Annotated in this window: 4 protein-coding genes, 2 tRNA genes and 2 pseudogenes; 6 read left to right on the forward strand and 2 right to left on the reverse strand. The window is 67.8% G+C overall.

What is annotated here, in order from left to right; translation table 11 throughout:
- Positions 1–78 precede the first annotated feature (78 nt).
- The gene (locus ACP4IX_RS27915) at positions 79–519 is read right to left on the reverse strand and encodes a response regulator (RefSeq protein WP_426526966.1); all 441 of its coding nucleotides are present in this window, start codon (positions 517–519) and stop codon (positions 79–81) included.
- Between the two features lie 212 nt (positions 520–731).
- On the opposite strand from ACP4IX_RS27915, the gene ACP4IX_RS27920 reads away from it, so the two are divergent.
- A tRNA-Arg gene (locus tag ACP4IX_RS27920) sits at positions 732–803 on the forward strand.
- A gap of 572 nt (positions 804–1,375) precedes the next feature.
- On the opposite strand, the pseudogene ACP4IX_RS27925 reads toward ACP4IX_RS27920, so the two are convergent.
- Positions 1,376–1,712, reverse strand: a pseudogene (locus tag ACP4IX_RS27925) (IS481 family transposase); the annotation flags it as partial.
- 105 nt (positions 1,713–1,817) lie between these two features.
- Between ACP4IX_RS27925 and ACP4IX_RS27930 the strand changes: the two are divergent.
- The 5 genes and pseudogenes from ACP4IX_RS27930 to ACP4IX_RS27950 all read left to right on the forward strand — a co-directional run.
- A complete protein-coding gene (locus ACP4IX_RS27930; RefSeq protein WP_426557208.1) occupies positions 1,818–2,876 on the forward strand; it encodes an HNH endonuclease in 1,059 nt (352 codons plus the stop codon).
- 463 nt (positions 2,877–3,339) lie between these two features.
- Complete coding sequence (locus tag ACP4IX_RS27935) at positions 3,340–3,468, forward strand: hypothetical protein (RefSeq protein WP_426557210.1); 129 nt, start codon at positions 3,340–3,342, stop codon at positions 3,466–3,468.
- A gap of 638 nt (positions 3,469–4,106) precedes the next feature.
- A pseudogene (locus ACP4IX_RS27940) lies at positions 4,107–4,395 on the forward strand (transposase family protein); the annotation flags it as partial.
- A 175-nt stretch (positions 4,396–4,570) separates the two neighbouring features.
- Positions 4,571–4,629, forward strand: a tRNA-Ser gene (locus ACP4IX_RS27945).
- 712 nt (positions 4,630–5,341) lie between these two features.
- On the forward strand, positions 5,342–6,467 hold a 1,126-nt coding region (locus tag ACP4IX_RS27950), incomplete at its 3' end, for a trypsin-like serine protease (RefSeq protein WP_426557212.1).

A 6,467-nucleotide genomic window follows, 5' to 3' on the forward strand; every position in this document is an offset into this window, starting at 1 on the left:
CCTCGCGGGGACGGGCGTGGCGAGACGGCCCAGCGCGCGGCAGCCGTTGCCGCGCACCACCCGCCCGTCCAGGACCGACTAGGCCTGAGCAGGCGATTCGCTCTCCCCGGCGAAACCGAGGAGGCTGGTGAAGGAAGACGAGGCCTTCCGCTCGACCAGGTGCCGCACCAGGCCGACGAGCTCGGCGGGCTCGAAGGGCTTGGAGAGGAAGGCGTCGGCCCCGGCGTCGAAGCCGGCGTCGACCTCGTACGGGGTACAGGCACTGACGATGGCGATCGGAAGGCCCCGGGTCCGCGGATCGGCACGCAGCCGGGCGGCGGTCCTGAGCCCGTCGAGCCGGGGCATGACCACGTCCAGCGTGACGGCGTCGGGCTGCACCTGATGAACGACTTCAAGACACTCGGCACCATCGGCCGCGGTCACGACCTCGAAGCCCTCCAGCTCGAGATTGACCCTGATCAGCTGCCGGATGACCTTGTTGTCGTCCACAACAAGAACTCGGCCAGACGCCCTAGGCACAACTCGAGAGTAGGTCCGGACCGGCCACCGCGTCCGGGTTTTCCCCACTTCCACCCCGCGCGAGGGACAACGCCCGCGCGGCTGACGCGCCGAGAGACCCGTGGGACACCCACGGGACACCCCACGACCCGCGAAAACCCGTTCATGACCACCCCGGCGGAGCTGGTAGTGTTCTACCCGTCGCCGCGAGCAACACCGAACGCGGCGGACACGCCCCCGTAGCTCAGGGGATAGAGCAACGGCCTCCGGAGCCGTGTGCGCAGGTTCGAATCCTGCCGGGGGCACACTGTGTAAGTGTGTCCAAGACCCCGTCACCAGCGGAAACGCTGAGGCCGGGGTCTTCGCGTATGTGCAGGCGGAAGCAGTCGGAAGCAGCCGTCTGTCTGTGATCACGTTGTAATGGCGTATTGATCTTGGAGTGCTTCGCAGCAGGTCAGCGGGTGTGACGCAGGCTCTCGGCGTAGCTCCGTGGACGGGCGAAAACCCGGATCTCTCCGGGGCTGTCGTTGGTTGGTGTGTCGTGCGTCAGCTCCAGGCGTCGTCCTCCCCCAGCCCTTGCATGATCCGGTCGTTCATCTCCTGCTCCTGGCCGTCGATCAGCTCATGCACACGGGCAATCTCTTGCAGCTCTCCCACAGGAAGAGATGCCTTCCCGATCCACCGCACCGCAGCTGAGATCTCCTCCGTGCGCTCTCACTCCCTGCGCGGCACAGGCAGGACATACGACCGCAGGGTCCGACGCAGCGCCTCCGGAGCGGGTCGTTCCCGTCCCGGCTTGGCCAGGACGGGAACGACCGTCGCCAAAGCGTCCGTCATGCTGTCCCGCTGCCTGGCGGTGCCTCTGCCCACCGGGCTTCGTCCGGCCCGCGTAGGGGGCCGAGGGAGACGGTCTGGCGGCAGACCGTGACCGTGCCCACCGCGCTGACCCGCCGCTGCACCTGCACCGGCTCCACGCGGGGCCGCGGTTGTGGCCCGGCCGGCCGCAGATCCCGCAGCCCCCGCAGCCTGCGGACTTCCTCGCTGGTCCGCGGGTTGGACCGCACCCGCAGCAGTTCCCGCGAGGCCGGATCGAAGAACGACAGCGTCTCGTCATCGATGCGCACACTCACCTGACGACCGCCAAGGGTCTCCGCCGCCAGCACCTGATGCCCGCTCAGGCCCACCAGGCCGCTGTTGTTCAGCACCCGCTCCACGGTGTGGGGGTCGAAGGCGGACGGCATGGGAGCTGGGGTGAGTGGTGGACCGGTGAGGGGCCGCGTGCCTGACTGTCTGTCAGTGGCGGCTCTTACGCTTCCGCCATGCGCAAAGGTGCGATCACTCGAGACGGTGTCCTCAAAGCTCTGGCGGAGTATGACGACCTGGGTCAGGACGAGTTTCTGTCCATGTACGGGTACAAGCCGGCAACCGGGTACTTCCTCCTGCACGAGGAACGAACCTACGACTCCAAGGCCATCGCTGGCGTGGCTCACAAGTTTGATCAAGGTCGAGCACTGAGGCCGGACGAGCTGATCGGCGGAAGGTCACACGCCGCCAGGTGGCTCGCCCGACTCGGCTTCACAATCCGTTCGTCCCGGAGCCCCGACTGGACTCGTGACGAGATCATCCTTGCCTGCGACCTGGCCATGGCCAACGGCTGGAAGCGACTGGAATTCGACGACCCCCGTGTGATCGAGCTGTCTGCGCTGCTCCAGGCCATGCCGATCCACCCCGAGGAGCTACGCAACGAGCTGTTCCGAAACCCCAACGGCGTAGCGCGTAAGACGGTTGACATCACATGCCGGCACCCCAGCTACATGGGCAAGCCCACGAACGGGAATGCCCTGGACGTCGAAGTCATGAACGACTTCCTCGCCCGGCCGACTGAGATGGCGCAGGTGGCCCGGCGCATCCGGCAAGGCCTGGTCGCAGGAGAATTTCAGGAGCTGTCACCCGAGGTCGAGGATGAAGAAGACTTCAGCGCGCCCGAGGGTAGGTTGCTGCTTGGCCGCCATCGGAGCCGTGAACGGAACAAGGCTTTGCGTAAAAAGAAGATCGATGCGGCATTGCGCCAGGGCCGACAGCTCGCCTGCGAGTCGTGCGGCTTCGATTTTGAACGAATCTACGGTGCCCGTGGGAGAGGGTACATCGAGTGCCATCATGTCGTTCCGCTGCACGAGGCTGGAGAAGGCCGCACCAAGCTCAGCGATCTCGCCCTCATCTGCGCCAACTGTCACCGCATGATCCATCGGCACGCACCATGGCCAACTCCTGGTGAGCTGCGAGCCTCGATAGAGCAAAAGCATGCAGACGACAGGCGGGCTGCGGCAGCCTTGGCGCGACCGCGCAGGGCGGCAGACGAGCAGGTGCCGAACCCGTGAGCTGACATCAACGCTGGCGCATGACGGTTGTCCGGGGGAACCCTGAGTGGAAACCGCGGTGGGGCACGCCGAGGAGCTTGACCACCTCCGGCCGAACTCCTCAAGCGGCGCTCACCTTCCGCTCAGGGCCAGGGCATGAAGTCGGCGGACGGGTTGAGGTGCAAGGAGGACCTGAAGCCGTTGGAATCCATCCTTCGCACAGGGCGCGTCGCATGGCTCGGGCAACGGCGGACGGCAGTGCCTGCCGCTCCCGATGCAGGGGGAAGCCACGGTCAACGCAGGCATTCAGCAGTTGAGTGCCAGCAACCTGAAGGCATCAAAGCTCCTGCTCAGCGGCACGAGCCCGCCTTCGGCCCATGCGAGTGCCTACCGCTTCGGCCACCAACACCACCACCCCTGCCAGCCAAATCATCTGGTACGCCCGGCCTCGAGGACGCGGAGTCAGAGCAGCATGATGTCCTCCGTGATGAACAGTGCAGACCTGCATCCTGCCCGGATAGCGGGTTACGACGGTGGTCCCCTCACGTACCAGGTCGGGCTCTTGGACGAGCCGCTCTTCTGGCTGGGGCACCTCTACTCGTATCCAGAGTGAGGAGGCCGAGGAACTGCTGTTCGGTGCGGACTACGACGCGGCCGACGACTTCCAGCGGCAGCTGCGAAAGCGGGGCGAGTGGCCGGCATTCACGGTTCCACTCGCTGCTGATCACCGTCTTCGCGTGGTCTACCGGACAGTCGCGGACGACACCGGAACCGACTACCTCGTTCACCACCCCGACTGGGGCCAGGCCGAGGTCCTCGCCCGGGATGACGGGCACTTCATGGGTCCGGGCCTGTCGTGGTCTGAACTCGTGGCAGCTTCGGACAACTGCTGCCCGGCGGCAGCACCACCGATCCCCACTCCCGTCTGCTGCTCCTGCTGCCCGCGTTCGGCGATGATGCAGTACCGGACGACGCTGTTGGCCGCCTGGCGGGTGCGCTACGCGCCCGCACGAGCGTGGAAGACCCCGAGACCCTCGCCTCTGCTCTCCTGGAGGATCAAGGGGCCCCCGGCCCCGCGCGCTGGACGGTAGCCGGGCACGGATTCTCCGTGAACGATGGCGAGTACTCCTTCCGCAACCCCACCAACCTCTTCGCCCTGTCAGCCGATCGCCTGGCTCAGGTGGCCACCGCGCTGGCGCCTCCCGCACAACAATGTCCAACGGCACGGGGCGGTGTTTGAACGATCCAGCCGTGACCGCTGTGATCACGGCTACGCAGCCGGCGTGGATAGCTCCGTTCGCCGGGCTGAGCCCTCGCTGTTTCAGCGAGTTGGTGACGATGCGGCAGCGCGACGGGGCGGACGCAGTTCGCAGGGGTCGACCGTGGAGTCTGTCGCTGGAGGACCGGATACCACTTCACGACGTACTGACGCGCGAACTTGACAATGCGCCGGCTCGCCCCGCTGTTCGGCATCGCGAAGTCCGCAGCTGACCGCATCATCGACCACCTCGGGCCCCTGCTCGCGCTCCGGCCCCGGAAGCATCGCCCGAATGCGCAACCTCGCCCTCACCGGATAGACCAGCGACCACACGGCGATCGACCCTTCCCTGGGCGACTCATAGATCGTTTACGGGACCGTCCTTAAGCTGGACGTGGCCTGCCTGTGGACTCGTCGCGCCCAACCTGCCGCGTACAGACCCGTGACCTGCTGCGTTGCCCAGGCCCCAAGCGGCCTCCGAAGCCGTGTGCGCAGGTTCGAATCCTGCCGGGGGCACTTCGCCCGAAGTGCCCAAGGACCCCGCCGTCAGCGCGTTCGCTGAGGTCGGGGTCTTCGCGTATGTGCAGGTGGACGTCGCCGGAAGCCGCCGTTCGCGGTACGGGCCGGACCCGTCGCTCACCGTCCGTGCTCCCGCCGCTCTCGCATGACTGTGGACGCAAGGTGGCCGGGAGCGGTGCGCGCCTTCACCGCGGCGGCGGTGCGAGCGGTCCGGGAGTCGCCTGTCGTCTGGACGAGGAGCCGCCGGTTCGTCAGGACATGGCTGATCGTTTCGGGGGTGGCTTCGCCCCTCTCGCGATGGAGCTCCATGGGCTGGGCGGAGGGGCATCGCGGCGGCGACGGCGTTCTGCGTACGCGGGATCGGCTGCGGGTCGGAGTGAAGCGGCTGTGTGCGCACGGTGTCCTCCATCCCGCTCCGTATGTGCGCGACGGTCGCTCAGCCCCGCTCCGTGACCGTCCGGGCTCATGGACGGCTGCCTCGCCGGGACGGGCCCCGTCCGTCAGACCCACCTGAACGGGAGCACGACCTCACGAGTCACGAGTGCGACCTCAGTCACCGTTCGCCGGACTCAACTCCCTTGCGGACGTGCGCACGCACCGCTCAGCGGGCCACCGTGCGACTGTGACAGGCCGTGGGTCACGTCGCCTTGATCACCCTTACGATCAACCAACGAAGTCAGAACGTTGAGCAACAGGAGAGTGAAGTACGTTGCCCACCATAAGAATCCGCACCCGGCAGACTCGCGGCGCCATGACCGCCGGCATCGTCCTGGCGGCCACTGCCGGCCTGCTCACCACGGCGCCGACCGCGCAGGCGGTGTCGGGCAAGCCCGCGGCCGCGGGCGACCATGCCTTCACCGCACGGCTTCACATCGGCGAGGGCGACGCCATGCGCGGCTGCTCCGCCGCGCTGGTGCACCAGCAGTGGCTGCTGACCGCCGCGAGCTGTTTCGCCGCCACCCCGGGCGGCGAGGTCAAGGCGGGCAAGCCCGCGCTGAAGTCCAAGGCGACCCTGGGCGAGCAGACCCTCGGCATCGTCGAGGTGGTCCCGCGCGACGACCGGGACGTGGCCATGGTCCGGCTCGCCGAGCCCGTCACCACGGTCGAGCCGGTAGCGCTGGCCGCCGACGCCCCCGAGGCGGGGGAGATTCTGCTCGGTGCCGGATTCGGGCGGACCGCCACCGAGTGGGTCCCGAACCAGTTGCACACCGGTGAGTTCCTGGTGGACTCCACCACCGACACCACCGTGGCGCTGACCGGTCAGGACGGGGCGTCCGTCTGCAACGGTGACACCGGGGGCCCGGCCCTGCGCCGCACGGGCAGTGGGGTGGAGCTGACGGCCATCCACAGCCGTTCCTGGCAGGGCGGGTGCTTCGGCGGGACGGAGACCCGGACCGGCGCCGTGGACGCCAGGGTCGACGGCTTGGCGGGCTGGGTGAAGGACGTCCGTAACCGCGACCGGAGCCACTCAGCCGACGTCGACGGCGACGGCAAGGCCGACCTGGTCGTCCTCCGCTCGAACGGCGACGTCGCGGTCCACCGCAACCAGGGGGACAGCTTCGCCCCGGGCCGGGTCATGTCCGGCGGCTGGGGCCTCTTCGTGACCTGGAAGGACCTGGGCCGGCTGTACTTCGCCGACGTCAACGGCGACCGCAAGGCCGACATGATCGTCCACACCAACGACGGCAACATCGAGGTCCGCACCAACCACGGCACCTACTGGGACCAGGGCACCCACTGGTCCGGCGGCTGGGGCCGCTTCGTGACCTGGAAGGACCTGGGCCGGCTGTACTTCGCCGACGTCAACGGCGACCGCAAGGCCGACATGATCGTCC

The sequence above is a fragment of the Streptomyces sp. WG5 genome (assembly GCF_049974565.1).
In the GTDB taxonomy this organism is placed as follows: Bacteria; Actinomycetota; Actinomycetes; order Streptomycetales; family Streptomycetaceae; genus Streptomyces.

Bases quoted from the DNA above. Each gene is read 5' to 3' on its own strand.
- ACP4IX_RS27930 (WP_426557208.1), top strand. From the start codon at position 1,818: ATGCGCAAAGGTGCGATCACTCGAGACGGTGTCCTCAAAGCTCTGGCG.